Below are 26,089 nucleotides of genomic sequence, written 5' to 3' on the forward strand. Positions count from 1 at the left end.
GAATGCATCTACATATATGCCGCATGCCATTGGGCAAATACATACAATACCCAGAGCTTACGGGAGTAGTCGCCATACCCATCCTTGTGGAGACGGAACATTTTTTCTACGGTATTTAAGTTAATAATCGATTCAATACCACTCCCCGAAATGTGCTCCCACATCAGATCAGAACGTTGTGTGCGCATCCAGTCACGCAGCGGGACAGGGAAACCGAGTTTTGGACGATTGATGATTGAATCTGGAATAATACCTTGCATGGCTTTCCGTAACGCATACTTGGTTGTGCCATCCGCGATTAGGTATTTCATCGGGATCCGGCTCGCTACATCAAACACTTTGCGATCTATGAATGGTACACGAAGTTCCAAGGAGTGAGCCATGGTCAGTTTGTCCGCTTTCATCAAGATGTCGCCTGGCAGCCACAGGTTCATATCAATATACTGCATGCGAGTCACCGGTCCTAAATGAGGTGTACGATCATAGTACTGTTTTGCCTTGTCGAACGGTTTCGAATACGATAGGATCTGTTCTACCGTTACACGTAAAAGATCGGGCTTCACGTCATCCGTGAAGATATTCGCATTCCCTAAGAAACGCAGGGCGAGCGGTGTCGTGCCGCGGAGTATATAGTTCTTTCCATAAAATTGATAGGGGATCTTCTTCAGCATTTGATTGATGACACGCTGCGTGCCATCGGACATCCATGAGAGGAAGCGCAAAGCGTTCGGCTCACGATATATGCGATATCCGCCAAATAATTCATCGGCACCTTCACCGGATAGAACGACTGTAACATGTTCACGCGCGAGTCTTGCTAATTCATAGAGCGCAATGGCAGCTGGATCCGCAACAGGTTCATCCAAATGCCATATGGCTTGTGGGACCGCATCAAAGAACATATCCTCTGTAATCATTCGGTCATAATGCTCCGTATAAATTTGATTAGCCGTTTCTCGTGCAATGATCGTTTCGTTATTAACTCCTTCAAAGCCGACACTAAACGTCTTCATTGGCTCCATCGAACGCATGAGCGTTGAAGTGATGGTCGAGTCGATTCCGCTGGACAAGAAGCATCCGCGCTGGACACCATGGTCGCTATAAATGTGATGTTGGACGGAGTCTGTTAGAACATCGCGAATTTCTTCCAGCAATTGCGCCAATGGACGATCAACTGGCTCAAACATAGGATCCCAGTATTTCCGTAGCTGCGGATTACCTTGGAAAGGAATAGTCATCGTATGCGCTGGCGGCAGCTTCTGAACGCCTTCATACATCGTATCTGGATCCGGGACATATTGGAACGTCAAATAATTATAGAGACTGTTCATATTTAATTTGCGAGGCAACCCGGGTACTGTAAGTATACTCTTGATCTCGGAGCCAAAGGCCAGCATGCTGTGATCGTAGTAATAATACAAAGGTTTAATGCCAAAATGATCCCGTGCTAGAAATAACTGTTTCTTTCTACGATCCCATATCGCAAAACAGAACATTCCCCTAAGATATTCTACGCAATTTTCCCCGTGCTCTTCATACAAGTGTACAATAACTTCCGTATCTGTTCGCGTCTTAAATAGATGACCACGTTGAAGCAAATCATTTCGAAGATCTAAGTAATTATAAATTTCACCATTAAATATGATCCATATCGAATCATCTTCATTACTTAGAGGCTGTGAACCTTCCGCCACATCGATAATGGACAGACGTCGAAATCCAAGTCCAACACAATCACCGATCCACAACTTGCCGTCATCTGGACCTCGGTGATGAATGATCGATATCATGTTGTCAATTAGATCCTCTGAGGGCTGCTGACCGTCAAAATTCAATAGACCCGCTATGCCGCACATGCTTCCTAACTCCTTCTTTTACATACGAATCGTAGTTCCGGTTTTTTTATTAAGTGGTTTATTTCCTGACATGAGCAAAGGTACATAGATAGTATGCGGTCCAATAGAAATCTTATGACGAATATGCCATTTTAAATAATTATGGCTCACTAAGAAGAGGTCATTAAAGTTCAAGTCCTTAATCACTACATCTTTGTTGGACCCACGGATTATGACTTTCCGCACCTCATATTCTCGGATACTTTCAGTATAGAGGCGTAATATTAATATTTGATGAGAAGATACAATTCCTGCGATGAATTTTACACAATGATTACGTAGCGTTCATATAACTCCCGAAGTCCTTTTATATACTTAAATTGTTTGATATAGCGAATCAAAAGGACTAGGTGATAGAAGAAATGTTAAAAAAACGAGATTTGCATGAATGCCATTCACTGTATAACTTAATGATGGATCCTGTCGTTTTTCCTTATGTTCGTTATAAATGCCAATCGTATGAAGAGTATTTATTCATAACCAAACAGTTGATCGTCGAAGAAGAACAGAGGACATGTATTTCTAGAACGATTCTTAACGAGATGGGACATCCCATTGGTACCATTGATCTATATAATATTGTTAATAAAACAGGCTTCTTGGCCACATGGATTGGAACGCCTTATTTTGGAAAAGGATATAACCAACGAGCGAAGGAATCCTTTTTTGCAGAACTGTTTCTTGAGCATGATATAGATACGGTATTCTTGAAAATCCGTAAACAAAATATTCGGTCGAAAAAAGCAGTAGAAAAACTACAGTATGTCAAATTAGCCAATGATACCAACCATGAAGTATATCAATCGATAAATCTTACGGAACAGATCTATGATTTATATTATGTGGAACGGGTAGGCTTTTTAGAAAGTAATGAAGACATGCAACATGTAGTTGCTACGTAACAAATGATGTTCAGTGAGAGGCAAATAATGATGATCTGTCTCCCAGAATGTCTTATATTTGGGACACCATACGGCAATAATGATTCCCATTGGAAGCCCATACCATGATGTGGATTTTGCTGACTGACAGTTTTCATGTGGTATATAAAAATGATGTTGACACGACACCAAATGGTGTCTTATAATCAAAGCGTCACTAAAAGGTGTCTAATTAGCAGCTTGCAGTCTACTACAGAATTAAGATATTGGAGAGGGTGTTGTGACCGAGAACAATCAGATGCGGGATGTGTTTGATGCAATTGCAGATCCAACGAGACGCCGACTGATTCAGCTATTAGCAGAGGCAGAGGAGCTACCGCTTCATGAGTTAACGACACAGTTTCAAATGGGCCGCACAGCGGTATCCAAGCATTTGACAATCCTGAAAGAAGCCGGATTGGTGCTTGACCGTAAAGTGGGCAGAGAAACACGATTTAGACTAAACGCCGAACCCCTCAAAGAAGTTCAAGATTGGGTGGGTTTCTACAGAAAATTCTGGCTTACGAATATGATGCGCTTGAACCAACTATTAGAGGAGGAAGAAGAATGAGTTTAACATTATCATTAGATTTTCAGTATACGTCATCAATCGAGAAGGTGTGGGCCGCTTTAACCGATTCCAATAAGCTTGCGAAGTGGGTAGTCAACAATCAAACTGGTCAGCCGATGGAAAATGACTTCAAGCCCGTTGTAGGATATCGCTTTCAATTCCGCACACAGCCAAGCGAATGGTGGAATGGCATTATTGAAGGCGAAGTGCTTACCGTGGAAGAACCACACCAGTTGTCTTATACGTGGGAAAGCGGGGAGAAGCACACGGTTACCTGGACGCTGCAGGATTTAGGAGACGGCAAGGTGAACCTTCATCTGGAACAAACCGGTATCTCCAATGAGCAAGCCCTTGGAGGCGCTAAGTATGGCTGGAGTAATTGGTTCAAAGGGTTTGATCAGGCGTTGGAGGACTAATCGCATTCGGTCGGTAGATCATAAAACCTGCTTTACCCGAAACAACATAAACCGGCTGCATGTCGTTTGCAGCCGGTTTGTGTCTACTTCGGGCAATTCTAAGAATGCTAACCATGTAATATGAATAAAAATTAACACGATCGGAAGGATGTTATGCATGAGTGACTCTAATCAGGAGCATATCGTCATCTCGGGTGCGAGGGAAAACAATCTCAAGAACGTATCCTTGCGCATTCCCAAGCGGAAGATTACAATCTTCACCGGCGTATCCGGCTCCGGCAAGTCATCGATCGTCTTCGATACGATCGCTGCAGAATCCACGAGATTGCTGAATGAGAACTTCAGCATGTTCGTGCGCACTTTCCTGCCCAAATATCCGCAGCCGGATGCGGACGCAATCGAGAACCTGAGCATGGCTGTTATTGTCGATCAGAAGCGGCTAGGCGGGGGTTCCCATTCCACGATGGGTACCATTACCGACATTTCCCCCATTCTCCGACTTCTTTTCTCACGAGTAGGACAGCCCTATGTTGGAGGAGCGAACATGTTCTCGTTTAACGATCCGCAAGGCATGTGTCCCGAATGCAACGGGATCGGCCGCAGCCTTTGCGTCGTCATGGACAAAGCGGTAGACAAGTCCAAGTCGTTAAACGAAGGGGCAATTATGCTGCCGGGCTATACGGTGAACGGCTGGGAATGGAACATGCTTGTACAGTCGGGTTCCTATGATCCCGATAAGAAGCTCAGCGATTACTCGGATGAAGACCTAGAGCAGCTGCTGTACGGCAAGGCAAGGAAAGTGAAGATGGATTTCGCCGGGAAGGCAACGAATATTACCGTGGAAGGCGTCATCGAGAAGTTCACCAACAAATACATCAAGCAGGACGTAAAGACGAAGTCCGAACGCACGCAACAAACCGTTGCGCCGTATATCTCCGAGGGTCCCTGCTCCAGCTGTCACGGTGCGAGACTCAGTCAAGCCGCACTTGGCTGCAGGATCCATGGACATAACATTGCGGAGCTGTCCTCCATGGAGGTCGGACAACTCATCCACACCATTCGGGAGATTGACGATGCTGCCGCCGCGCCGCTGGTCAAGTCGCTGAAGGAGCGGCTGCAGCATCTGGTGGATATCGGACTTGACTACTTGACGCTGGACCGCGAGACGGATACCTTATCCGGCGGCGAGTCGCAGCGCGTCAAAATGGTGAAGCATCTGAGTGGGAGTCTGGTGGATGTCACTTATATTTTCGATGAACCCAGCGTTGGCCTCCACCCCCGCGATGTACACCGACTAAATGAATTCCTTCAGAAGCTGCGCGACAAGGGCAATACCGTGCTTGTCGTCGAGCATGATCCCGATGTCATCAAGGTGGCGGATCATATCGTCGACGTTGGGCCTTATGCCGGCAGCCGAGGAGGTAACATTGTGTATGAAGGAAGCTACACAGGACTGCTGGAGTCAGGTACATTGACAGGCACTCATATGAAACAGCCGCTACAACTAAAGAATGATTGCAGGCACCCATCCGGCAAGCTGTCCATCAAGAACGCCAAGCTGCACAACTTGCAGAACGTGAGCGTAGATATTCCAACCGGAGTGCTGACAGTCGTTACCGGCGTCGCCGGCTCGGGTAAGAGCACCCTAATTAACGACGTATTCCTGAGCCAGCATCCAGATGCGATCGTCATCGACCAATCAGCGATTGGCGTGTCGACACGCTCGAATCCCGCGACCTACACGGGCATACTGGATGATGTCCGCAAAGCGTTTGCTTCCGCGAACAAGGTGAGCCCAAGCTTGTTCAGCTTCAACTCCAAGGGAGCTTGCGAAAACTGCCAAGGGTTGGGTGTAGTGTACTTGGACCTTTCATTCTTCGAAAGCGTGAAGCTGCCATGCGAAGTATGCGGAGGGAAAAGATTTAAGGAAGAGGTACTCGCATACAAACTGAACGGTAAGTCTATCGCAGATGTGCTTGAGATGACGGTGGAGCAGGCATTGGAATTTTTCCAACTAAAAGAGGTTGTACACAAACTCCAGGCGATGAGCGATGTGGGGCTGAACTATATTACGCTCGGCCAGCCGCTCAGTACACTATCGGGCGGAGAGTGCCAACGCATCAAGCTGGCAAGCGAGCTTCACAAAAAAGGTAGTATCTACGTGATGGACGAGCCGACGACCGGCCTGCATATGTCAGATATCGGTCATCTTCTGGAGATCATGAACCGCCTTGTCGATGCTGGCAATACGGTGATCGTCATCGAGCACAACATTGGTGTGATCAGCCATGCGGATTGGATCATCGATATGGGACCGGACGGAGGTAGCAGGGGCGGCCAGGTGGTGTTCGAGGGCACACCTCCGCAGATCATCCATACGGAGCAGTCGATCACTGGACAATACTTGAAGTAAACTTTAAATTCGCTTAGACTAATAATTCCTTTAAAGAAGTTGCCAAAATGGCGGCTTCTTTATTTGATATGTTCTACTAGCCTGCACCTTACGTAACGTTAGGATTTATAATGAAGCTACCGGTTTAAAGCTAGCGCCAAAGAGAGGGGAGGACAGCTTAAGCCCATTTGCGAAGAGGCAAATGAACAAAATTTAGACAGGCTCGGATCGCTATTGAAATCCATTTCCTAACGAGAGTCGTATAACAAATACAACCTTCCTAAAGATCCAATTGTTTTGGGAAGGTTGTATTTATGATGTGTTGTGGTATATGGCCTCTAGAGAATGGATACGGCAATATCCCCCAAGTTTGAAACCACATACTTTGGTGCTCCATATATTGAAGATAGGACAAGCCTCCATTTTAGAAATGCTTCTGCATCAATTCAGACATTTGCCCAGTTACACGGGACAAATCATGTACATTGCAAAGATGAGGAAGGGGCAGCTACAATGGTGTTAAGAAGAACTTAAGGGGGATTTCAGGTTACCAGCCTGAACTGTCTGTTCATACGATGACGAGAGACCCCATGGGATCACAATTGTATTACAAGTTCATATATATTTGGGGGGAGAAAAAATGACATTCGGGCAAACGATTGAACAATTACGTAAGCAGCAGAATATGACGCTACGCAAACTGGCAGAAAAAAGCGGAATCAGCTATTCGCTCATCCAGTCCATGGTGAATGATGAGAGGGTGCCCACCAAGGAGGCTATTGGTTCTTTGGCTAGAGTTCTGCAGTATGATGACATAGAGGATTTGCTAAGGCTTGCTGGCTATTGATCTGAACGATTTCATTTTTTGGGAGGGAACAACATGGAAGTTTTCGCAGAGTATTTAGCACATATTGTTCATCCACAACATAGGGCCCGAACGGAAGAAGTTTTGTCATGGGTACATAAAAATTTTCCGAATTTAATGCCAAAAATTGCGTGGAATCAGCCTATGTTTACTGATCACGACACATTTATCATTGGATTTAGTATAGCCAAACCTCATTTGGCTGTTGCCCCTGAGAGGGCGGGGATTACTCATTTTTCTGATGAAATTGTGCAGGCTGGATATGATCACACCAAGGAGTTAGTTCGTATTCGGTGGGATCGTCCAGTTGATTTCATATTACTTGAGAAAATGATCGAGTTTAATATTTTGGATAAGGCAGACTGTTCAACATTTTGGCGGAAATAAGAAACCCATCCTTAATGGACGTACGAGTAGCAGACCTTCCTGTTATCTCACTTATTCATGGAAAACGAGAAAGTATTTTCTGTTTATAACAAGACGATTATAATGAGATACAATTGAATGATAGTAAAATAGTAGAGGGGTGTTCCTTGATGATAAAAGGTGAAAGGAATTCTAAGATTGATCCCTATTTTAACAAGCTTAAGAAGTGGAAGGAAGAATTCGAGCTGCTCCGAGAAATCGTTCTTGACTGCGGGCTGACCGAGGATTTTAAGTGGATGCATCCTTGTTACACGTTTGACGATAAAAACATCGTTCTGATCCATGGGTTTAAGGATTATTGCGCGCTATTGTTTCACAAAGGCGTGTTGTTAAAAGATCCCCATGGGATCCTCATCCAACAAACGGAGAATGTGCAAGCGGCGCGCCAGATTCGGTTCACCAACGTTCAAGAAATAGATGAGATGCAGCTTATCTTGACTGATTATATTGATGAAGCCATAGAAGTTGAGAAAGCCGGTTTGCAAGTGAACTTAAAAAAGAATACGGAATACGTCATGCCTGAAGAATTACAAAATAAATTCGTTGAAATCCCCGAATTGAAATCGGCTTTCGAAGCCTTGACGCCGGGACGGCAAAGAGCGTACATTCTGCATTTTTCAGCACCCAAACAATTCAAAACGTGAGAGTCAAGGGTTGAAAAATATATCCCGCAAATCCTCGACGGAAAGGGATTAAATGATTAGTATATGCTATGGAGCCGCGGAAATCGCGGTTTTTTATGTTTATGGCGAACTTGAGCATCACCAGCAAGAATGATTAAATGAATCTGCAAAGAATGAAATATTGTAGGAACCTTTGTCGATACTATTGCTTAAGATTTACCTATCCCTTATTTTAGGGGAAGGGAACGTTAAAACATATTTAGTAACCATCACAATCAGGCGTGTAACTAGCGTTGCTAGGCATGAGCTTAAAGAGATGCTTCTTTAGGCTTGTGCCTTTTTGCGTGTTCAAACGTTCTCTAGCTGTAAGAATTTCTCGGGAAGGAGAGATGTGTGAGTAGCATAGCCGTCATATAAGTAATGCAAAATATTAATTCTGAATTGAGAAAGTAGTAAACGCTTTATTTAAATGAAATGGTTGCCTGTACTTCCGAATTACTCGTCCAAAACATAGAAGGGGTGAAATAAGGTTGAAAAAATTAATGTTTAAAAAAGCAGTTTCTACAGCCTTAACCTTACTTATATCATTGCAATTGATGAGCTTATTTCCAGATCCGGCTAACGCAGCAACTAGTCAGCCTTCGATATTACCCAAGCCTGTAAGTTACACGATTGGGACGGGCCAATTTCTTCTAACACAATCCACTTCCATCTATGTAGCAGGTAACAATGTAGCGGAAACAGATGAATTATATAAAAATGGACAAATGCTCGCGAATAAGCTGAATAAATCAACCGGATACCAGATCAGCGTTATAAAATCAAACAATCCTGTTGCCGGTAGTATTGTTCTAACGACAATAGGTGGAGATGCTGACCAAGGAAGTGAGGGATATAAGTTGATCACGTCTTCCGATCAAGTTACCCTAACTGCTAATAAAGCGGAAGGTGTCTTTAGAGGGATTCAAACCTTATTACAACTATTACCGGCAGATATTGAAAAGAGCACCGTTGTTCCTGGTGTACAATGGGTGATCCCGAGTTCCAATATCAGTGACAAGCCTGCATACGAATATCGTGGACTCATGATGGATGTGGCACGACACTTCTTTACCGTGGATCAAGTGAAACGTCAGATCGATCTGGCATCGCAGTATAAGATCAACAAGTTTCATATGCATTTGTCTGATGATCAAGGTTGGCGAATTGAAATTAAATCTAGACCTGCTCTCATAGAGATTGGAAGCAAAGGGCAGGTTGGCGGTGGTCTTGGCGGATATTATACGCAGGAGCAGTTCAAAGAAATCGTCAATTATGCTGCTGAACGCTATATTGAAGTCATTCCAGAAATCGATATGCCTGGTCATACGAATGCGGCGCTAGCTTCCTATGGAGAATTAAATCCGGATGGGCAAAAAAAGTCGATGCGCACCGATATTGCTGTAGGGTATAGCACGCTCATGGCTCGCTCTGAGGTAACCTATCAGTTTGTTGATGATGTCATTCGCGAGCTTGCTGCGATATCACCTTCACCTTATATTCATATTGGGGGAGACGAATCTGACGCAACTTCAGCGTCTGATTACGATTATTTTGTTGGCAGAGTGACGACGATTGCTAAAAATTATGGCAAGAAAGCGGTTGGATGGGACCCTTCTGATACTTCAAGCGGAGCAACTAGTGATTCTATTCTACAGGACTGGCATTGCACCGCTTCAGCTGGAACTTCAGCGAAAGCAAAAGGGATGAAGGTCATCGTATCTCCGGCAAATGCTTATCTCGACATGAAGTACTACAGTAATACGCCAATTGGCTTATCTTGGAGAGGATTAGTCAGTACCAACAAAGCTTATGCTTGGAACCCAACGGATTGTATATCGGGAGCCAATATTTATGGCGTTGAAAGTACTCTATGGTCAGAAACGCTTGAGACATCAGATCATTTGGATTACATGCTCTATCCACGATTAATCGCGAATGCTGAAGTTGGCTGGACTGCGCAGAGCAATCGAAATTGGGATGATTTTAAAGGAAGACTGATCGATCACACTTCAAGATTGCAAAATAAAGGCATCAAATATTTCGCTGATCCGATCGTATGGGAGCCTCCGTTCGTCCCTATTCATTCCGAGTGGAAGATGGATGAAGGAAAAGGAACCACCTTGGTCGATACGTCCGGCTATAAGAATGGAACGTTAGTTGGCGGCGCGACGTGGGCAACGGGTAAGTTCGGAAATGGAATCAGCTTCGATGGCAGCTCCGGTTACATCACTTTAGGCGGCGAAGATATAACAGGAAACTGGACGGCAGGCGTGTGGGTCTACGGTCAGCCGAATACGACGGGAAATGAGGCACTTCTAAGCGGCGCGACTTCAGCCATAAAAATCAACCAATATAATAAAACAGGTAAAGTTGGGATTACCGTCTACGGTTCTAAAGATCATATTTACAACTATAGTATCCCTTCCAACCAATGGACTCATCTGACTTTTGTAGGTACCAGCACCGGAACTGCTCTTTATGTAAATGGTGTGCTAAAAGAAACGATCAACGCTAAAATGAATGGTCCAATGGCGTTAATCGGCGCAGAAGTATCTGGAGGTTCTAGAACTTCCTATTTCAAAGGCAGCCTTGATGAGTTGAACATATTCAACAGGGCGCTCAGCGCAAGCGAGATTGTTGACTTGGCCAAAGCGACTAGAGATCCGAATGCCGTATTAACGGGTCCTCAGACGGCGAATTCCGGCCAATCCTTCGATCTGACCATGGGATTAAGCGACGTTACCTCGAGTGTATTCCAGCAAGTGTATGGCCAAGATCTGACGCTTAATTATGATCCGGTAAATTTGATTTTCGAATCTGCCCAATCGGTTAGAGACGGATTTCAAATCATCGATCAAAAGGAGGCCGTGTCTGGTAAAGTTCGAATTGTCGCTGCCAGTGTAGGAGTAAATCAAGGCGTGCTTCCTAAAGGCGATTTGGTAAAATTCAAATTTAAGGTTAAGCCGGTAACCCAGGCTACGAATACGTCAGTGTCTGTAGGCAATGTTGTGATTGCTAACGGACAGGGGGATGAACTACAGATAAACGGTGCCTCGCGCCAGATCCAATTAAGCATCCCAGCAGTAGATAAATCATCGCTGAATGCTCTGATCGCAAGCACGCTTGCCAAGTATAATGCTGCAGTGGAAGGAAATGAGGACAAACTGTATGCGATTGGCTCCAAAGCGCAATTGCGTACTTCCCTTGATGCGGCCCAAGCGATAGCGAACGATCCGAATGCTACTCAGCAGCAGGTAGATAGTGCAAAATCCGCATTGGATGAGGCCGTTCGTGTGTTTGAAAGCAAGAAAATATCCGCAGATGTCAATGGAGATGGGAAGGTTTCGATCGGAGACTTGGCTATCATTGCAAGTGCCTATGGTACGGAGCAAGGTCAAGCAAGGTGGAATGAGAAAGCGGATGTGAATCACGACGGTAAAGTGGAATTAATAGACCTTACCATCGTAGCTAAAGCGATCTTGCAATAATACACACTACACAGTGTTGAATCGAAGGTTAGATTGTATGATGATTGTTACGAAATGTTGGATTGACCGGTAATGAAGCGGGGAGAGCTAATGTTCTCCCCGTCACTATTTGCTCGCTAGGAAGCGGGAGACAAGGGAAGGGGAATACATGATGAAGCTTATAGACTTGAGCGTGCCGATTAGTCCGCGCATCCGCGAGCCGCTGCCGGCAAAGATCGAGTATGCGACCCATGAAGACGGGGCGCTGCAAGCGGCCACGGCACTTGGCCTCAAGCAGGAGGATTTTCCGGAAGGCAAGGCATGGGCGACGGAAACGGTGACGCTGAATACGCATGCAGGTACTCATATCGACTCACCGTGGCATTACTGGCCGACTTCGGAAGGCAAACAGGCAAGAACGATTGACGAACTGCCGCTCGAATGGTTTTATTCCGATGGCGTAGTGCTCGATTTCAGCGCAAAGCCGCCGGGTTACGAGATTACGACGGATGACCTGATCGCTGAGCTGAAACGGATCGCGTATACGCTGAAACCGCTCGATATCGTTCTCATCCGGAGCGATGCGGACAAACGGCTGTACCACGAACATTATGCGTTCCTTCATGCCGGGGTATCAGCCGATGCTACGCTGTGGCTTCTGGACCAAGGCGTCAAGGTAGTTGGTACTGACGGCTGGGGCTGGGATATTCCGCTCAACCTACAGGCCGAAGCGTATAAAAAGCAGCCGAGGGAAGGCGTTCTGTGGGCAGCGCATTATGTCGGCAAGGACCGGGAATATTGCCAGATCGAAAAGCTGGCCAATTTGGAGAAAATTCCGAAGCCGCATGGCTTCAAAGTCTGCTGCTTCCCGATCAAAGTAGAAATGGCGAGTGCCGGCTGGGCCCGTCCGGTCGCAATCGTGGAGGAATGAGACGGCAAAAATATAGGCGTATCATCGGGTAGTAGCGTATAACTTGCCCAACGGTATTCAAGATCGGTTAAGAGAGCTTTCCAATAGACTGGAATTTATAGTATGCTGAACCATATGAGAGGAGATGAATTTATGGTCAAACAACTGATCGTCGGCGACGCAATGCATGAACTGGCCACTACGCGCCGCATTCTGGAACGCTTGCCTGAGGAGCATATGTCGTGGAAGCCGCACGAGAAATCGATGAGTCTCGGCGGGCTGGTCACGCACCTGATCAACCTGCTGAACTGGCAAATCGCGATTTTTCAGTACTCGGAGTTCGATCTTTCGACCGTACCGCAGCGGCGGGAGGCTTTGGAAAAACGCGCTGACGTTCTAGAGGAGTTCGACGCGAACGTCGGCAAGTTTGAAAAGTTACTCGCCGAATGCGACGAGAAAACGCTCGGCGAGGAATGGACGCTGCGCCACGGCGACCATATCATTCTCCGCCAGCCGCGGGCGATCGCGCTCCGCACCTTCGGATTAAGCCACATGGTCCACCACCGGGCGCAGCTCGGGGTATACTTGCGGCTTCTCGATATTCCGGTGCCGAGCATGTACGGTCCCTCGGCCGACGAGCAAGCCCAATGAACTAAGTTTTTCGATACGATACTCGCCAAACAGTCGCAGGACACCGGCATAACCGCTGGTACTCTGCGACTGTTTTTATTCGAGAAGTGGCGTAAACGTTGTGAACCACGAGGGAGCACACAAAATAACAGCCGTTCGCCTGGGCAAAGTATTTGGACTTAAGTTCGAATACTTTTTTATTTTGCGAAATTCTGAAAGGGGATTAATGCGACTGCGGCTTTCATAAACAAAACAGCTGCGATAATGGCTGGCACGAAAATTATCCACACTCCGGTTTTATCTGAGATGTTGCTTAAACAGTGCATGGAAAAGAATAACAATGGGTACAATATTTTCAAATCTATGTGATTGAAATGAGGGGGTCTTTATTCACACCAGTAGCCGCAAAACCGAAGCAACAGTTCGTTCATTCCTAGCTGCTTCGCTAAAAGGGGTCTCTCAAGTCATCTTGATCGAGAATGCAATATCAGGACTCATCATTCTTGTGGCGATCGCGATCAACAATATTTGGTTAGGGATCACCACCTTACTCTCAACCATGATTGGAACGTTGATTGGTCTTGCAGGCGGGAAAGACAGAACTGTAGCCGATCAAGGCTTGTTCGGATATAACTCGGCATTAACCGGGTTAGCCCTATCGTTGTTTCTCACTGGAACGACCAAATGGGCTATTGCTCTGGCCGGAGCAGCTATTACTGCGCTGGTTACGGCTGCTGTTATGCATGTTATGAGAAATTCCGAGCTCCCCGTGCTCACGCTTCCATATATCCTCTTAACGTGGTTCTTTTTGCTCTCAACATTCCTGTTAGGGGGAGTGACCTTAAGTCCAGAGCTAGTACCGCAGGATCTAACCCACTGGAAATTTAGTACAGAAGGTACAATCGATTGGATCAGCGGGATGATGAATGGCATTGGACAAGTGTATTTTCAAGATCATCCGTGGTCGGGCATCCTCATTCTAATCGCCGTATTCTGGGCAAGTTGGAAGATGGGGTTATGCGCGGTTTTGGGAACGATTGTTGCATGGATCACGGCTTATGGCTTAGGTGCAGAAGTGAAGATGTTGAATCCTGGTCTCTATGGGTTTAATGCTGTCCTGACGACACTTGCAATCGCGATAGTATTCCATTCCAAGAAGAATATCGCATGGTTGATGGCGATCATCGCCGCCATGGTCACGGTGCCGATCACAGCAGGATTGGGGACTTGGCTCACTCCGTATGGGGTCCCTGTCCTAACGATGCCATTCGTTCTCGTGACATGGGTGTTTATCGCGGCAAGAAAGATTCTTCCCAAGCTATAAAGGCAAAAATAACAACTTAAAGAACGATGTAAAGGAGAAACGGACGGAATGAAACTCTCTGCTAGAGAACAGGAGAAGTTAATGATTGTCGTGGCCGCCGATCTTGCGAGACGACGGAAGGACCGCGGACTGAAGCTGAATTATCCAGAAGCCGTGGCTTTGATTACATATGAAATTCTGGAAGGTGCACGTGACGGGAAGACTGTGGCAGATTTAATGAAACAAGGCCGAGAAATATTGTCCAGTGATGATGTGATGGAGGGGGTTCCCGACATGATTAACGATATTCAGGTCGAGGCAACATTTCCTGACGGTACGAAGCTAGTCACCGTTCACGACCCTGTTAGTTAGGTATTTATCTTAGATCAGAAAGGAGACAAGCGATGAGACCAGGGGAGTATGTTTTTGGCGAGGGCGATATCGTGTGTAACGAAGGCAAGGAAACGCATGTGATCCATGTATTAAATACAGGGGATCGTCCGATTCAGGTCGGATCGCACTATCATTTTTATGAAGTGAACCGTGCTTTGCAATTTGATAGAAATCAGGCTTTTGGATTGCATCTGAACATCCCGTCCGGGGCGGCAGTTCGCTTTGAACCTGGAGATGGCAAGGAAGTAGAGTTAGTGGCTTTCTCAGGTGAGCGTAAGGTATACGGACTGAATAATAAGACCGAAGGACCTTTGGATAAGGAGGGATCGAGATGAGCTTGCGTTTAACAAGACAACAATATGCGGATTTATTCGGACCGACTACAGGCGATGCCATTCGGCTGGCAGATAGCGAATTATTCATTCAAATTGAGAAGGACTATACGCGATATGGCGATGAATGCAAGTTCGGCGGTGGCAAATCGATTCGTGATGGCATGGGGCAGCATCCACTCGCAACCCGTGCAGATGGAGCGCTGGACGTCGTAATTACGAATGCGGTTATTGTAGATTATACCGGTATCTATAAAGCGGATATTGGCATTGTTGATGGTAAAATTTCCGGTATCGGGAAGAGTGGTAATCCGCTTCTGATGGATGGTGTCGATCTGATTATCGGTGCGGGAACCGAAGTGATCTCTGCTGAAGGGCTTATTGTGACTGCGGGAGGCATTGACAGTCATGTTCATGTGATTAATCCCTATCAAGTGGAGACAGCCATCTCTGCCGGCCTAACGACGATGATCGGAGGAGGTACAGGTCCGGCGGAAGGATCGAAAGCCACCACATGTACGCCAGGCGCCTGGAACATACATCGCATGTTGGAAGCAGCGGAAGGGCTGCCGATTAATTTCGGTTTCCTGGGCAAAGGGAATGGATCGGCAATAGAACCGCTAGCGGAGCAGGTTCGTGCCGGGGCCATCGGATTGAAAATCCACGAAGACTGGGGGGCTACTGCTTCAGTGATTGACCATTCGCTGCGTGTTGCCGATGAGTACGATGTACAGGTCGCGATTCACACGGATACCTTGAACGAGTTCGGATTTGTTGAAGATACGATTGGAGCAATTAATGGCCGCGTCATTCACACGTACCATACGGAAGGAGCGGGTGGAGGGCATGCGCCAGACATTATTAAGATGGCCGGCTACCCGAATGTCTTGCCTGCTTCCACGAATCCGACGAAGCCATTCACTGTGAATACGATTGATGAGCATCTAGATATGTTAATGGTATGTCATCATCTGAGCCCTAAGGTGCCTGAAGATATTGCATTTGCCGACTCGCGGATTCGTCGTGAGACGATCGCGGCAGAAGATATCCTACATGATCTTGGTGTCATCAGCATCATGAGCTCGGATTCGCAAGCGATGGGTCGGATTGGTGAAGTCATTACCCGTACGTGGCAGACGGCAGATAAGATGAAGAAGCAGCGCGGCAAGCTGACAGGCGACGAAGGGGTTGGCGATAATAACCGCGTCAAGCGATACATTGCTAAATATACGATCAACCCTGCTATTGCACATGGAATTTCTGAATATGTGGGTTCCGTTGAAGTGGGGAAAGTGGCGGATCTCGTTACATGGCACCCGGCTTTCTTTGGCGTGAAGCCCGAAATGATTATTAAGAGCGGTATGGTGGCTCATTCGCTGATGGGGGATGCGAATGCAGCGATCCCGACACCGCAGCCTATACTGTTCCGTTCCATGTTCGGTTCGTTCGGTAAAGCACTGCAGAGTACTTCGATTACATTTGTATCTCAAGCGGCATTTGATCTGGGCGTGCACAAACAATTGGGGCTGCAGAAGCAAATTCTTCCGGTTCGAGGCATTCGCAATCTGAAGAAACAAGATATGAAACATAACGCAGAAACACCCGAAATTGAGGTAGATCCTCAGACGTTCGAGGTGAAGGTAAATGGAGAATTGATCACTTGCGAGCCTGTCGACGTGGTGCCGATGGCGCAGCGGTATTTTTTATTCTGAGAAAGGGGATGTACATATGATTATTGAGGAAATTGTAGCCCGGCTAGAGCAGTTAAGCGCAGAAAACACAGGAAACCGCCATTTGGAGAAAGTATATTTGCCAAGCGATGACCTTGTGAAACGAATTCAGCGGGTCGTTACGGATCATGGTCGAGAGTTAGGCATTTCGTTGCGTCAACCAATGGATCTGAGTCATGGTGACGTTCTCTATATGGATGACCATAATATGATCGTGGTGGAGGTTCTCCCTGAGGATATTCTAGTGATCCAGCCGCGTTGTATGCGTGAAATGGGAGATATCGCACATAAGTTGGGAAATCGACATTTACCAGCGCAGTTCGAAAGCGATCGCATGCTTATTCAGTATGATTACTTGATTGAAGAGATGTTAGTGCAAGCGGATATCCCATACCTTCGCGAGACCATGAAAGTGAGTCAACCGTTCCGTCATATCGGACACAGTCATGGATAGTTATTTATTATCGCTGCTGCAGCTATGTGATTCCAATTTGCCAACGGGGGCCTTCAGCCATTCCTTTGGGCTCGAGACCTATATCCAGAACGAGCAAGTCGTGAGTAAGCAGACCTTTGCCAAATGGTTGCAAGTCTATGTCAGAGAGCAGATGGTCTATAATGATGGACTGGCGCTCCGATTGGCATATGAAGCGCTTGTTCAAGAACAGTGTGAGATGCTCTGGAACTTGGATCGCATGATCACGGTGCAGAGCATGGCACGCGAGACGCGGGAAGGTAGTACAAGAATGGGCCAACGAATGATGCAATTGGGAATGGAGCTTTATCTTATCCCGGCACTTGTAGGTTACCAAGAACGTGTGCAGGCGATGCAATCCTCTGGTCATTCGGCGATTGTGTTTGCCATTATTGCCCATCATCTGGCTGTTCCGAAATCCACCGCAATCCTGTCCTATCTCTATTCTTGTACGGCAAGCTTGATTCAGAATGGCGTACGAGGAATTCCGCTCGGACAGACAGATGGGCAGCGTTTATTTCAAGAGCTTCAATCTCATTTGTTGCAAGCGGTAGAAAAGATTGAAGGTTTAGACGAAGATGACTTTGGGATCACATCGCCCGGCATCGAAATATCACAAATGAAGCATGAGCGGCTGCATATACGGCTGTTTATGTCCTAGAACAAGAACGATACAACGGTAAGGAAGGGATAACAATGCAACCTATTCGGATTGGCGTAGGAGGCCCGGTTGGGGCCGGCAAAACCATGCTCGTGGAGAAATTAACCCGTCATATGCATGAGGATCTTAGCATGGCGGTTATTACGAATGACATTTATACCAAGGAAGATGCCAATTTTCTCATCCATCATGGAATTCTTCCCTCAGACCGTATTATTGGCGTGGAGACTGGAGGATGCCCGCATACGGCGATCCGAGAAGATGCTTCTATGAATTTTGCTGCGATTGCGGAATTAACAAGCCGGCATCCCGATGTGGAAATCATCTTTGTGGAGAGCGGAGGAGATAATCTGGCCGCTACCTTCAGTCCAGAGCTTGTTGATTTCTCCATCTATATTATTGACGTGGCGCAGGGCGAGAAAATCCCGCGTAAAGGCGGCCAAGGGATGATTAAATCCGATTTGTTCATCATTAATAAAATTGATCTTGCTCCCTATGTGGGGGCGAGTCTTGATGTCATGGAGTCAGATACGAAAACGTTCCGTGGCAACAAACCGTTTGTGTTTACAAATTTAAAAGAAGATGTCGGTCTATCAGATGTCGTCCATTGGATTCGAGAAAATGCACTGCTGTCGGGATTACAATAGATGGAGAATTGGACCGGATTTCTTCGGCTTGCAGTTCGGCACAAGGAAGAGAGAACGATTCCTGCCGAGGTCTATAACCGGGGAGCCTTCAAAGTTACACCTCCCATCTATCTCGATGATCCCAGTCAACCTTGTTTCTACTTGATGAATCCGGGTGGCGGCTATGTCGGCGGAGATCGGTACAAAGCCGAAATCCATGTAGGTGAACGAGCTCAGATGCTGCTCACCACCCAATCCTCCACCAAAATCTTTAAAACGTTAACATCCCCGGTAACCCAAGACACATCTATTGTAATGGAGAAAGATAGCTATCTGGAGTACATGCCCGACCCCATCATCGCGTACCAGCATGCGCAATATCTACAGAACACCGTGATACGAATGGATCGGGGAGCATCGCTGATTTACGGCGACATCATCACGCCTGGATGGTCTCCAGATGGAAGCTTGTTCCGGTACAACAGGCTTCAGTTAAAGACAATCGTGTATTACGAGGGCGAACTCGTGGTGCTCGATCATCTTCAGCTTCGTCCAGAAGTGCATGAAGTAAAGGGGTTGGGAATCCTTGAAGGGCATACCCATTTCGGAACGATGATGGTAATAGGGGAGAAGGCGACCTCTGACTTCGTTGAACAAATGAGTGATACCCTTAGCGCTTGTGCAGGTTCTTGTAAAATAGGTTTGTCTGCGTTGATTCTCCCTGGGTTCTCCTTGCGCGTACTTGCCTCTTCGACCCAGCAAATCGAAGCGATATTTGAAGCGTGTCAGCGGTGTGTACGTAAGCAGTGGTTCGGGAAGAAACCTATTTCATTTCGGAAGTATTAATAGAAGCCCCCCTTCATAAGGATAAAGATAGAACTTTGAAAAGGGGGGGCTTTCGTGGGTCTAGGGTTATTATCGGTTCTGGGTGTAGGCTTTCTTCTGGGGATAAAGCATGCGATCGAACCTGACCATGTTATTGCTGTTTCTACGATTGCAAGTCATAGCAAGAAGCTCTGGCGAACATCGCTTGCTGGGGTGTTTTGGGGTATTGGACACACGACTACGTTATTTGTAGTAGGTCTTATTCTGATTTTGACGAAAAATAATATCTCTGAGAAGGTATCCGGATCGTTAGAATTTTTGGTGGGCATCATGCTCGTATATCTCGGGATTAGCAGTTTAATCTCGGTGGGTAGGAGTAAGAAAGCGTATTTGCATCAGCATCAACATCATCATGAAGAACATACCCACTATGTTTCCCAGCCGACTGCATCACACAAGCGGATTTCTTACATCAAGTCGATGGTCATTGGTCTCGTCCATGGGATTGCCGGCAGTGGCGCCATGGTTTTACTTACGATGTCGACGGTACAATCGGTTTGGGATGGAGCTTTATATATTCTGATATTTGGCTTAGGCACGATTGCGGGGATGTTGTTGTTTACAACCATTCTGGGTATTCCGTTTGTCCTGAGTGCAAGCAATAGGCATGTGAACCTGACATTGACGCAAGTCACGGGTGTTGTGAGTACATTATTCGGGTTCTATTACATATATAGTCTGGGGATCACACAAGGGTTATTTGGGTGATTTATGTGAAGATATTGCAATCTAAGAGGCTGTCCCAAAAGTGAAATTATCTCCTTTAAGTAGACACATGCAAAGTAAGGTTTTATGGTGTTGACTTAAGGGGGATTTTTTCATGTGAGAAAAACGGAGAACGTACACAAAGGAATACGATTTAGAACTAATATAAGAACCGCTCATGTATAAGAGCGGTTCAATCAATGTACGATCATTTAATTATTTATTATAATACCAAGCTTCTTCATCAACTTCTGGGATTTACTAAATGCTTCTTCTCTGTCTTTCGCAGGTGCGGTTATCATGAATCCGTCTGTTGGAGTCCATGGTATATCTCCATTAGCAATTACTTGTATGGTGAATTGAGTAAAGTCGTCGTTTATATATACTAAGCCATAATTATAAATATCTGGAGATATTCTACCTACATCATCTATAACGCGGAAAGGTGAATATATTGAACTAAAATTATCACCATGATAATCTAAAATTAGCTCGCCTCTGTCTTTTGGAATATGAGGAATTTTATTTCCCTTGATTTCGATGACACCTCTAAATGCTTTTTTACCATTGATAAGGTTTTGTAACTTTCCGTTGAGACGTAACTTTACATCCTCAACAACTCCTTTTTTTCCTAATTGATAATAAACACCATCCAATGTCATTGTGTACCGTTTAGGTGTGAGGTACCAAATTGAGAATATTGCTAGAACAATCATAATTATGACTAGAATTTTGACCTTCATACCATGCCCTCCATGATAAATAATACAACAATCTGTTAGTTCAACAGAATACACCGTCTGTCGAATCTTCGCATTCGTCTCATTTACTGTGAATAAACATGAACTCAATAACATATTTTTCTTATTCGCCGTGGTGCTTTCTTATTCCTTGCTATCTAAGAATTGAAACCACGCTAGGTAGTCCTGTAAATACCTTCGTCGCTACCCTGTTAAACCGATATTTTTTGTTTTCTTAGAGGCTTGGAATGTAGGCATATTTAAAGTTGTGGATGAGCATGTTGGTTGGCGCCAGAACTATCAGCCACAAGATTTGCCGGTGATTACACCTTATGATAAGACTTCGCAAAGCTTCCAAGATACAGCAAATCATATGCGCAGCGTATTCAACGAATTGTCCTCCAAGCTTCGCACGGAATCGCTGCCATGGCATACGGCCGGCCGCTTTTGGGGTCATATGAACTCGGAAACGTTAATGCCGGCGATTATTGCCTACACAGCTGCTATGCTCTGGAATGGTAACAATGTTGCTTATGAATCGTCCCCGGGTACATCACAAATGGAAGAAGGAGTCGGACATCACTTGTGCAAAATGATGAGTTACAGGGAAGGGATAAAAGCTGGGGACACATCTGTGTCGACGGTTCCATTGCGAACTGAGACCGCTCCACTAAACACGCAAAAAACACGACAGATTGGGTCGTGTTTTTTGCGTGTGGCCGATCATATGGAATTGCCGAAGCGTCGACTCCCTGAAAAATATGCGTGATCCGTGGGTCAGCATACCGAATAGCAGCAGCGTTCTCATGCTTGTAAAGCGAAAATTTATTCATACAAGCCGGAAATTCCGTACGTTAAGGAAGTCCGGCTTGTTTTTTGCCATTCAACTCTTAAACCGTATTTCTTATTTGCATCCTTGCCGGTTATTGAGTCTTCCTTATTACCGGTAAGGTTATTTGTAAGCTTCTGTATGGGGCCATCCTCTCCTCATGAGGCACAACTAAGGAATGAGAGGGCTACGCCCCAGCGTAGATGGTCAATTGTTGGAAGTATAGATGTTTGTCTATAGCAGCAGAGATATTTATGAATATGCTCTTTATATCTGGAACCTAACAAGAGAAGAGGATGTCAATGACCATTGGAAAAATGAAAAAGCATAAGGAAATGATACGGAACCCTATATTGCGTCCTCATTTGCCTGAAACTCACTGGATGACGGGTTCAAGGACCTTACGAATGCTCCAAACCTATTCATCTGTCTTTATAAAACCCAATCACGGGAGCGGTGGTAACGGAATCATTCGTGTCAAGAAATTGAGAAAGGGATATGAGGTTCGTTGCGGATCAAGTCTGAAGATTGCAAGACCTTCCTCTGTCTTAAAAGCGATTCGCTCGTACCGGAAATCAAAGCATCGGTATTTGGTACAGAAAGGCCTACGATTAGAGAAGTATCATGGAGTAATTTTTGATATCCGAGTATACCTGCAGAAGCCAAAGCACAAATGGGAGATTTCAGGTATGGCCGCCCGTGTTGCCGCTCCTCATAAATTTGTGACCAATTATCATAAAGGGGGCCATGCAGAACCTTTGCGGAAGGTACTCATAAGTCTTTTTCAGAATAACCAATCCAAAGTGGACGCCTGTTATCGCAAAATAGAAGAACTATCCATTGTCATCGCCAAAACGGTTAATAAAAGGCATTCGATTCATGAATTAGGGGTTGATCTTGCCATAGATAAGAAAGGCCGCATATGGATCATTGAAGCTAATTCACATCCGGGCCATATGTTGTTTACTCAACTCTCCGATCACACAATGATAAGAACCATTATGGAAAACAAACGATCCATCGGGATCTAAGCTCCAATTAAGCGGTTGTTGGATGCCATGAGTTCAGTAGGGAATGCCCGGCGTTTCGTTCGTAATCGCTGCGATTAAATTCGAGAAAGGCGGAGTACTGTGGGAAAAATAGCAAAAAATAAATATAAGAAATATTTGTTTATGAAAAGGAGTGCCTCCCTATCGCCATACCTGCCGGAAACCAGGAAGATGAGTCGTGAATCCTTGTGGAGCCTTGTGGACAAATATGGGCACGTCATGGTTAAGCCGGTTTGGGGGAGCCGTGGACGGGGTGTCATTCAAGTCTCCGATTTGGGTAATGACAACTACGCCATACATTACGAAAATAAGGAAACGATGAAATGGGGAAGAGAGGATACCTATCATTTTATCAAAAAGAAAATCGGGGCTGCCGCTTATATGGTACAAGAGAGAATAACTCGTCCGACCATAAAGAATCGCCCCTTTGATATGAGAATTATCGTTCAACGGAAAAAATATTCATCCAGATGGGTAGTCACGGGAAGGGTAATCAAGGTTGCGGGCAAAAATTATATAGTTTCCAATAATACACGGAGTAATGGAAAACTGCTTAGGTTTAGAAAGGGGATCAAGCGTTCATCCATTAGTCACTTGTCTGTTACGGCATTAAAATCCCGAATAGATAAGGTTTCGCTTCTCTCCGCGAAAAAGTTAAAAGTATTGTTCCCTGGACACCGTATTTATGGCCTGGACGTAGCAACAGATCGGCATGGGCGTGTTTTCATTATTGAAGCTAACCTTTATCCGGCAATGTCCCATTTTCTTAAGCTGAAGGCTAGGAAGATGTATCGCAGAATACTTTCGTATAAAAGAAGTTAGTATATACGCAACCATCGCCTTTTGAACAATGATTTTACCTAGTCTATATTCAACTATTTTTGTTTCCGAATGAAAATAACCTCAAGCGTCGTCCTGGTGGTGTGTTTGGCTGATTAAAAGGAAATAAGCCGACCAAAACTGTATTGTTCCAGTTTTGGTTGGCTTTTTTGGTTTCTTACTTAAACATGACTTGCAGTGCAACTAACTTGATTCTTTGGCAGCGCCGGGTACTGCTTCTGGAATACTGCCGGATTGGCTAGACTGAGTCTCTCCAATTGGTCGTAGGTGCCGAAGTCGCGTAACGACAATGACGATGATAACCAGCATGATTGCGCCGCTGGCTGCCGCAACGGAGTGCATCCCGTTCGTAAAGGCTTCGCGGGCCCCCGTGAGTAGTGCCTTGCCGACTTGTTCGGAGAGATCTCCAGCTATAGCCGTGGCACCAGCCAAGCTGTCGCGGGAAGCTTGAACCGCGGAAGCCGGCAAGTCGGCGGGAATAGAGCTCGCCACCTGGTTGCGATAAACGACCGTGCCGATGCTGCCCAAGACTGCAATACCCAGCGCGAAGGCGAATTCGCCGCTGGTTTGCAGCATGGACGCCGCCGATCCTGCCTTCTCTGGCGGGGCTGATCCGACGACAAGGTCGCTGGACAGGCTCAGTAGCGGGGCTGAACCTATATTGAAGCAGATATACCCGAGCACCAGAAACGTGAGACCTGACTCAACTCCCACCTGGGTTAGCAGAAAACAGCCCGCAGTCGATATCAATAGTCCCGTTCCGATAACACGGGCTGGTCGGATCCGGCGTGCGATTAGCGGTGAGAAAAACATACCGACCATCGAGGCAATTACCCCAGGGAGCATATGCAACCCTGCCTGAAGTGGCGACAATCCTTGCACGAATTGGAGGTACTGCGCGATGAAGAGCATGGTCGCTCCTGTCAGTGTAATACCGAACACGCCCCCCAGTGCAGCGCTGAATCCGGGACTCGCGAACAGGCGCAGGTCCAGCAGGGGACTCGTCAGCCTGCGCTGCCGCAACACGAACACCGTGCCTAGGACGACACCCGCTAGTATTAACAGCGCAGGCACCATTTGCAGACCGTACTTGGCGATTTCCTTGAGTCCGTAGATGATCGGCAGGATGGCGCCCAGCGATATCGCAACACTGGTCAAATCCAACCGACCGGATTCGGGATGCCGGTATTCAGGCAGCAACATGGGTCCGGTTATTAGTAGAAGCAACATGACTGGCACGCCTAGAAGGAACACCGAGCCCCACCAGAAGTGATCTAGCATGATACCTCCAACCACAGGCCCGAGCGCCATGCCGCCCATAGAGCACGTTAACCATATGCCGATGGCAAGGGAGCGCTGCTTATGGTCACGGAACATGTTACTAATCAAGGCTAGAGTAGAAGGCGATACAGTCGCTCCGGCTATACCGAGTATTGCGCGGGCCGCAATGAGCATCTCAGCGCTTCGGGAGAATGCAGCCAAAATCGAGGCTATCATGAATGCGCTCCCGCCGATCAACAGCAGTTTGCGGCGGCCGATCCGATCTCCCAGCGTCCCCATGGTGATCAAGAACCCGGCGAGCATGAATCCGTAGATGTCGATGATCCACAACTGTTGAGCACTATCAGCGCCGAGGTCGGCACCAATGTGCGGCAGTGCGAGAATCATTACCGAGAGATCAATCGAGACAAGAAGGGCGGGTAAGGCCAGTACCGCGAGCCCGATCCATTCACGCATGCCGGCCATCATCTCATTTCCATGCAATGCGTTCTTAATAGCCCTCACCCCGTTTCACTCCGTAGACAAGCCCTACGACTCCAGAACTAAACGTTTTGGTTTCTACAAGTTTAAGATCGATTCTGTCCTTGATATTTTTAAACAGAGGTTTTCCTCCCCCAACAACAATTGGATTGACATTAATCCGATATTCGTCAATCAAGCATAGCTGCATAAACGTTTGCGCAATGCTAGGACTGGCGATCATCACAATGTTTTTGCCGGGTTGTTGTTTCATTTTTGCTATTTCTTCCGCAATATGTTCTTTCACCAGTCTGGAATTGTTCCAGTCCACCTTTACCAGAGTCTTGGAGAATACGATTTTCTCTGTCTTCTCGATCCAGACAGCATGTTCGGCATGGTACTTCGATTTTGACCAGACGGGATGTGCGGGTACAGTCGGCCAGAAGCTTTCCATCATTTGATAAGTCACACGTCCAAATAAAACGGTGTCTACGGTGTTAAGCAAGTCGGTGACATAGTTCTGTTCTTCCTCTGTATGGATAATCCAATCGATTTCACCGTTGGGTCCTGTTACGAAGCCATCAAGCGATACGTGCATGAGTAAAATGATTTTTCTCATTGCTATAG

The 26,089-nt window shown here is 46.2% G+C and carries 25 protein-coding genes and 1 pseudogene; 22 read left to right on the plus strand and 4 right to left on the minus strand.

Translation table 11 applies throughout. The features are described 5' to 3' along the window. Positions 1–8 precede the first annotated feature (8 nt). Positions 9–1,856: an asparagine synthase (glutamine-hydrolyzing) gene (gene asnB / locus AC3WU2_RS05600; protein WP_492452045.1), complete on the minus strand. Its 1,848-nt coding sequence runs from the start codon at positions 1,854–1,856 to the stop codon at positions 9–11. A 401-nt stretch (positions 1,857–2,257) separates the two neighbouring features. On the opposite strand from asnB, the gene AC3WU2_RS05605 reads away from it, so the two are divergent. The 19 genes from AC3WU2_RS05605 (at position 2,258) to AC3WU2_RS05695 (ending at position 20,267) form a co-directional block, all read left to right on the plus strand. Next, positions 2,258–2,797: a GNAT family N-acetyltransferase gene (locus AC3WU2_RS05605; protein ID WP_492452047.1), complete on the plus strand. Its 540-nt coding sequence runs from the start codon at positions 2,258–2,260 to the stop codon at positions 2,795–2,797. Positions 2,798–3,056: 259 nt separating this feature from the next. Beyond that, positions 3,057–3,386 carry an ArsR/SmtB family transcription factor gene (locus tag AC3WU2_RS05610; RefSeq protein ID WP_018759053.1) on the plus strand — a complete coding sequence of 110 codons (330 nt, stop codon included), beginning with the start codon at positions 3,057–3,059 and terminating at the stop codon, positions 3,384–3,386. Continuing rightward, positions 3,383–3,802, plus strand: a complete 420-nt coding sequence (locus AC3WU2_RS05615) for an SRPBCC family protein (protein ID WP_492452049.1) — start codon at positions 3,383–3,385, stop codon at positions 3,800–3,802. The genes AC3WU2_RS05610 and AC3WU2_RS05615 overlap by 4 nt, the downstream gene beginning before the upstream one ends. Positions 3,803–3,959: 157 nt before the next feature. Next, positions 3,960–6,215, plus strand: coding sequence for an ATP-binding cassette domain-containing protein (locus AC3WU2_RS05620; RefSeq protein ID WP_492452051.1), 2,256 nt, complete (start codon positions 3,960–3,962; stop codon positions 6,213–6,215). 619 nt (positions 6,216–6,834) lie between these two features. Continuing rightward, on the plus strand, positions 6,835–7,041 hold the full coding sequence (locus AC3WU2_RS05625) for a helix-turn-helix domain-containing protein (protein ID WP_018759056.1): 207 nt from the start codon (positions 6,835–6,837) through the stop codon (positions 7,039–7,041). A 33-nt stretch (positions 7,042–7,074) separates the two neighbouring features. Beyond that, positions 7,075–7,446, plus strand: coding sequence for an iron chaperone (locus AC3WU2_RS05630; protein WP_492452054.1), 372 nt, complete (start codon positions 7,075–7,077; stop codon positions 7,444–7,446). Positions 7,447–7,595: 149 nt separating this feature from the next. Then, entirely contained in the window at positions 7,596–8,129 is a 534-nt protein-coding gene (locus tag AC3WU2_RS05635) for a YdeI/OmpD-associated family protein (protein WP_492452205.1), read from the plus strand. A gap of 509 nt (positions 8,130–8,638) precedes the next feature. Then, complete coding sequence (locus AC3WU2_RS05640; protein ID WP_492452056.1) at positions 8,639–11,638, plus strand: family 20 glycosylhydrolase; 3,000 nt, start codon at positions 8,639–8,641, stop codon at positions 11,636–11,638. A gap of 151 nt (positions 11,639–11,789) precedes the next feature. Further along, entirely contained in the window at positions 11,790–12,548 is a 759-nt protein-coding gene (locus AC3WU2_RS05645; RefSeq protein WP_492452207.1) for a cyclase family protein, read from the plus strand. 132 nt (positions 12,549–12,680) lie between these two features. Then, complete coding sequence (locus AC3WU2_RS05650) at positions 12,681–13,178, plus strand: DinB family protein (protein WP_018759224.1); 498 nt, start codon at positions 12,681–12,683, stop codon at positions 13,176–13,178. Between the two features lie 367 nt (positions 13,179–13,545). Continuing rightward, positions 13,546–14,481 (plus strand): urea transporter, encoded by a 936-nt coding sequence (locus AC3WU2_RS05655; protein ID WP_492452209.1) that lies wholly within the window; start codon positions 13,546–13,548, stop codon positions 14,479–14,481. Between the two features lie 48 nt (positions 14,482–14,529). Beyond that, on the plus strand, positions 14,530–14,832 hold the full coding sequence (locus tag AC3WU2_RS05660; RefSeq protein ID WP_018759222.1) for an urease subunit gamma: 303 nt from the start codon (positions 14,530–14,532) through the stop codon (positions 14,830–14,832). Between the two features lie 32 nt (positions 14,833–14,864). Further along, on the plus strand, positions 14,865–15,188 hold the full coding sequence (locus tag AC3WU2_RS05665) for an urease subunit beta (protein ID WP_078501658.1): 324 nt from the start codon (positions 14,865–14,867) through the stop codon (positions 15,186–15,188). Further along, on the plus strand, positions 15,185–16,897 hold the full coding sequence (gene ureC, locus AC3WU2_RS05670; RefSeq protein ID WP_492452059.1) for an urease subunit alpha: 1,713 nt from the start codon (positions 15,185–15,187) through the stop codon (positions 16,895–16,897). The genes AC3WU2_RS05665 and ureC overlap by 4 nt, the downstream gene beginning before the upstream one ends. A gap of 16 nt (positions 16,898–16,913) precedes the next feature. Further along, positions 16,914–17,369, plus strand: a complete 456-nt coding sequence (gene ureE / locus AC3WU2_RS05675; RefSeq protein WP_078501656.1) for an urease accessory protein UreE — start codon at positions 16,914–16,916, stop codon at positions 17,367–17,369. Further along, positions 17,362–18,048 carry an urease accessory protein UreF gene (locus AC3WU2_RS05680; RefSeq protein WP_492452062.1) on the plus strand — a complete coding sequence of 229 codons (687 nt, stop codon included), beginning with the start codon at positions 17,362–17,364 and terminating at the stop codon, positions 18,046–18,048. The genes ureE and AC3WU2_RS05680 overlap by 8 nt, the downstream gene beginning before the upstream one ends. Positions 18,049–18,083: 35 nt before the next feature. Continuing rightward, positions 18,084–18,695 carry an urease accessory protein UreG gene (gene ureG / locus AC3WU2_RS05685; RefSeq protein ID WP_078501654.1) on the plus strand — a complete coding sequence of 204 codons (612 nt, stop codon included), beginning with the start codon at positions 18,084–18,086 and terminating at the stop codon, positions 18,693–18,695. Next, complete coding sequence (locus tag AC3WU2_RS05690) at positions 18,696–19,520, plus strand: urease accessory protein UreD (protein WP_492452064.1); 825 nt, start codon at positions 18,696–18,698, stop codon at positions 19,518–19,520. It begins immediately after the preceding gene. A 54-nt stretch (positions 19,521–19,574) separates the two neighbouring features. Then, positions 19,575–20,267: a HoxN/HupN/NixA family nickel/cobalt transporter gene (locus AC3WU2_RS05695; protein WP_492452066.1), complete on the plus strand. Its 693-nt coding sequence runs from the start codon at positions 19,575–19,577 to the stop codon at positions 20,265–20,267. 209 nt (positions 20,268–20,476) lie between these two features. Here the strand turns inward: AC3WU2_RS05695 and AC3WU2_RS05700 are convergent, their stop codons facing one another. Next, complete coding sequence (locus AC3WU2_RS05700) at positions 20,477–21,007, minus strand: hypothetical protein (RefSeq protein WP_492452068.1); 531 nt, start codon at positions 21,005–21,007, stop codon at positions 20,477–20,479. A gap of 253 nt (positions 21,008–21,260) precedes the next feature. On the opposite strand from AC3WU2_RS05700, the pseudogene AC3WU2_RS05705 reads away from it, so the two are divergent. From AC3WU2_RS05705 to AC3WU2_RS05715, 3 genes and pseudogenes are all read left to right on the plus strand, one after another. After that, positions 21,261–21,661, plus strand: a pseudogene (locus AC3WU2_RS05705) (tyrosine decarboxylase); the annotation flags it as partial. Between the two features lie 474 nt (positions 21,662–22,135). Further along, entirely contained in the window at positions 22,136–22,864 is a 729-nt protein-coding gene (locus tag AC3WU2_RS05710) for a YheC/YheD family protein (RefSeq protein ID WP_492452070.1), read from the plus strand. 99 nt (positions 22,865–22,963) lie between these two features. Then, the gene (locus AC3WU2_RS05715; protein ID WP_492452072.1) at positions 22,964–23,704 is read left to right on the plus strand and encodes a YheC/YheD family protein; all 741 of its coding nucleotides are present in this window, start codon (positions 22,964–22,966) and stop codon (positions 23,702–23,704) included. Positions 23,705–23,905: 201 nt separating this feature from the next. Here AC3WU2_RS05715 and AC3WU2_RS05720 read toward each other — a convergent pair whose 3' ends face one another. Beyond that, positions 23,906–25,507: an MFS transporter gene (locus tag AC3WU2_RS05720; protein WP_492452074.1), complete on the minus strand. Its 1,602-nt coding sequence runs from the start codon at positions 25,505–25,507 to the stop codon at positions 23,906–23,908. Further along, positions 25,494–26,081 (minus strand): dihydrofolate reductase family protein, encoded by a 588-nt coding sequence (locus AC3WU2_RS05725; protein ID WP_492452076.1) that lies wholly within the window; start codon positions 26,079–26,081, stop codon positions 25,494–25,496. The genes AC3WU2_RS05720 and AC3WU2_RS05725 overlap by 14 nt, the downstream gene beginning before the upstream one ends. Positions 26,082–26,089 lie beyond the last annotated feature (8 nt).

It is taken from the genome of Paenibacillus sp. EB106-05-06-XG162, assembly GCF_058791655.1.

What these genes read in the sequence shown, in the direction of transcription:
- asnB (WP_492452045.1), bottom strand. Translation starts at nt 1,856, where the DNA reads ATGTGCGGCATAGCGGGTCTATTGAATTTTGACGGTCAGCAGCCCTCA.
- AC3WU2_RS05605 (WP_492452047.1), top strand. Translation starts at nt 2,258, where the DNA reads ATGTTAAAAAAACGAGATTTGCATGAATGCCATTCACTGTATAACTTA.
- AC3WU2_RS05615 (WP_492452049.1), top strand. Translation starts at nt 3,383, where the DNA reads ATGAGTTTAACATTATCATTAGATTTTCAGTATACGTCATCAATCGAG.
- AC3WU2_RS05620 (WP_492452051.1), top strand. Translation starts at nt 3,960, where the DNA reads ATGAGTGACTCTAATCAGGAGCATATCGTCATCTCGGGTGCGAGGGAA.
- AC3WU2_RS05625 (WP_018759056.1), top strand. Translation starts at nt 6,835, where the DNA reads ATGACATTCGGGCAAACGATTGAACAATTACGTAAGCAGCAGAATATG.
- AC3WU2_RS05630 (WP_492452054.1), top strand. Translation starts at nt 7,075, where the DNA reads ATGGAAGTTTTCGCAGAGTATTTAGCACATATTGTTCATCCACAACAT.
- AC3WU2_RS05635 (WP_492452205.1), top strand. Translation starts at nt 7,596, where the DNA reads ATGATAAAAGGTGAAAGGAATTCTAAGATTGATCCCTATTTTAACAAG.
- AC3WU2_RS05645 (WP_492452207.1), top strand. Translation starts at nt 11,790, where the DNA reads ATGAAGCTTATAGACTTGAGCGTGCCGATTAGTCCGCGCATCCGCGAG.
- AC3WU2_RS05650 (WP_018759224.1), top strand. Translation starts at nt 12,681, where the DNA reads ATGGTCAAACAACTGATCGTCGGCGACGCAATGCATGAACTGGCCACT.
- AC3WU2_RS05660 (WP_018759222.1), top strand. Translation starts at nt 14,530, where the DNA reads ATGAAACTCTCTGCTAGAGAACAGGAGAAGTTAATGATTGTCGTGGCC.
- AC3WU2_RS05665 (WP_078501658.1), top strand. Translation starts at nt 14,865, where the DNA reads ATGAGACCAGGGGAGTATGTTTTTGGCGAGGGCGATATCGTGTGTAAC.
- ureC (WP_492452059.1), top strand. Translation starts at nt 15,185, where the DNA reads ATGAGCTTGCGTTTAACAAGACAACAATATGCGGATTTATTCGGACCG.
- ureE (WP_078501656.1), top strand. Translation starts at nt 16,914, where the DNA reads ATGATTATTGAGGAAATTGTAGCCCGGCTAGAGCAGTTAAGCGCAGAA.
- AC3WU2_RS05680 (WP_492452062.1), top strand. Translation starts at nt 17,362, where the DNA reads ATGGATAGTTATTTATTATCGCTGCTGCAGCTATGTGATTCCAATTTG.
- ureG (WP_078501654.1), top strand. Translation starts at nt 18,084, where the DNA reads ATGCAACCTATTCGGATTGGCGTAGGAGGCCCGGTTGGGGCCGGCAAA.
- AC3WU2_RS05690 (WP_492452064.1), top strand. Translation starts at nt 18,696, where the DNA reads ATGGAGAATTGGACCGGATTTCTTCGGCTTGCAGTTCGGCACAAGGAA.
- AC3WU2_RS05700 (WP_492452068.1), bottom strand. Translation starts at nt 21,007, where the DNA reads ATGAAGGTCAAAATTCTAGTCATAATTATGATTGTTCTAGCAATATTC.
- AC3WU2_RS05710 (WP_492452070.1), top strand. Translation starts at nt 22,136, where the DNA reads ATGACCATTGGAAAAATGAAAAAGCATAAGGAAATGATACGGAACCCT.
- AC3WU2_RS05725 (WP_492452076.1), bottom strand. Translation starts at nt 26,081, where the DNA reads ATGAGAAAAATCATTTTACTCATGCACGTATCGCTTGATGGCTTCGTA.